The following is a 2,203-nucleotide window of genomic DNA, read 5'->3' on the forward strand; positions in this document are numbered from 1 at the left end:
TCATGTAGAACCTCCTGCGTTCAAGATACGAGAAAATTCTACTTATGAGCACCTCAGTTTTTCGGGGGGATTACCCGACTAGAGGTTCATATGAGCCATCTTCGTGAAATGCTTACTAAGGCTGGCACCGAACCCATGATTTGCGATCAAGCTCCATCACTACAGGACGTAACACTGATGGATCTTAAACGCTGGGTCGAGGCTGCTGGGGGAAAACTACAGCTCAATGTTGAAATGCCAAACGGATCTCAGATCTCGTTTGCCGTTTAACTAGAAATCCATCTCTGCACACCGTAGCAATTGTCAGCTGACAACGGGTGGCATGGCCTCTATCGGTATCGTGAAACGGAACTCTTGCAGCTGGCTGGCAGCGATTGTCAGCTGACAACGGAATGATCAACTCATCAGGGCCAGCAGGCATTCGCATTATAAGTATCGTGAAATGGAACTCTTGCAGCTGGCTGGCAGCGATTGTCAGCTGACAACGGAATGATCAACTCATCAGGGCCAGCAGGCATTCACATTATAGGTATCGTGAAATGGAACTCTTGCAGCTGGCTGGCAGCGATTGTCAGCTGACAACGGAATGATCAACTCATCAGGACCAGCAGGCATTCGCATTATAGGTATCGTGAAATGGAAATCAGGCTCCAGCGAACTCGATTGTCAGCTGACAACGGAATGATCAACTCATCAGGGCCAGCAGGCATTCGCATTATAGGTATCGTGAAATGGAACTCTTGCAGCTGGCTGGCAGCGATTGTCAGCTGACAACGGGGTGATCTGCTCATCAGAACCATCAGGCATTCGCATTATAGGTACCGTGAAATGGAAATCTGGCTCCAGCGAGCTCGATTGTCAGCTGACAACGGGGTGATCAGCTCATCAGGGCCAGCAGGCATTCGCATTATAGGTATCGTGAAATGGAAATCTGGCTCCAGCGAACTCGATTGTCAGCTGACAACGGGGTGATCTGCTCATCAGGGCCAGCTGGCATTCGCATTATAGGTACCGTGAAATGGAAATCTGGCTCCAGCGAGCTCGATTGTCGGCTGACAACGGGCTGATCTGCACCAGAGTACCCGCTGGCCCGAACTGCTACAGGTATCGTGAAATGGAATTCCGCCCCTGGTAAACATCGATTGCCGACTGACAACGGGCTGATCTGCACCAGAGTACCCGCTGGCCGGTACTGCTACAGGTAGCGTGAAATGGAAACCTGGCCCTGGCAGACAGTGATTGTCGGCTGACAACGAGGTGATCTGCACCGGTGTGCCCGAGTGCGGAACCGCTATAGGTATCGTGAAATGGAACCCTCGCTGCTGACTGGCTGCGATTGTCAGCTGACAACGGAGTGTTCTGCACCTCAGCCCCGCTGACAACCGCATTATCGGTATCGTGAAATGGAATTCTGACCCTGGCAGGCAGTGATTGTCGGCTGACAACGGGCTGATCTGCACCAGAGTGCCCGCTGGCCGGAACTGCTACAGGTATCGTGGAATGGAATTCTGACCCTGGCAGGCAGTAATTGTCGGCTGACAACGGGCCGATCTGCACCTGAGTGCCCGCTGGCCGGAACTACTATAGGTATCGTGAAATGGAACCCTCGCTGCTGACTGGCTGCGATTGTCAGCTGACAACGGGCTGATCTGCGCCGGAGTACCCGCTGGCCCGATGTGCTACAGGTATCGTGAAATGGAATTCTGACCCTGGCAGGCAGTAATTGTCGGCTGACAACGGGCTGATCTGCACCTCAGTGGCCGCTGACAACCACATTATCGGTATCGTGAAATGGAACCCTCGCTGCTGACTGGCAGCGATTGTCAGCTGACAACGGAGTGTTCTGCACCTCAGCCCCGCTGACAACCGCATTATCGGTATCGTGAAATGGAATTCTGACCCTGGCAGGCAGTGATTGTCGGCTGACAACGGGCTGATCTGCACCAGAGTGCCCGCTGGCCGGAACTGCTACAGGTATCGTGGAATGGAATTCTGACCCTGGCAGGCAGTAATTGTCGGCTGACAACGGGCCGATCTGCACCTGAGTGCCCGCTGGCCGGAACTACTATAGGTATCGTGAAATGGAACCCTCGCTCCTGACTGGCAGCGATTGTCGGCTGACAACGGGCTGATCTGCACCAGAGTACCCGCTGGCCGGTACTGCTACAGGTAGCGTGAAATGGAAACCTGGCCCTGGCAGACA

Annotated in this window: 1 protein-coding gene; it reads left to right on the forward strand. The window is 53.7% G+C overall.

What is annotated here, in order from left to right; translation table 11 throughout:
* Positions 1–90 precede the first annotated feature (90 nt).
* Positions 91–270, forward strand: a complete 180-nt coding sequence (locus OKC31_RS21495) for a hypothetical protein (RefSeq protein ID WP_270657738.1) — start codon at positions 91–93, stop codon at positions 268–270.
* The last annotated feature ends 1,933 nt before the right edge of the window (positions 271–2,203 follow it).

The sequence above is a fragment of the Aeromonas sp. Y293-4 genome (assembly GCF_027705905.1).
GTDB lineage: Bacteria > Pseudomonadota > Gammaproteobacteria > Enterobacterales > Aeromonadaceae > Aeromonas > Aeromonas veronii.

Bases quoted from the DNA above. Each gene is read 5' to 3' on its own strand.
- OKC31_RS21495 (WP_270657738.1), top strand. From the start codon at position 91: ATGAGCCATCTTCGTGAAATGCTTACTAAGGCTGGCACCGAACCCATG.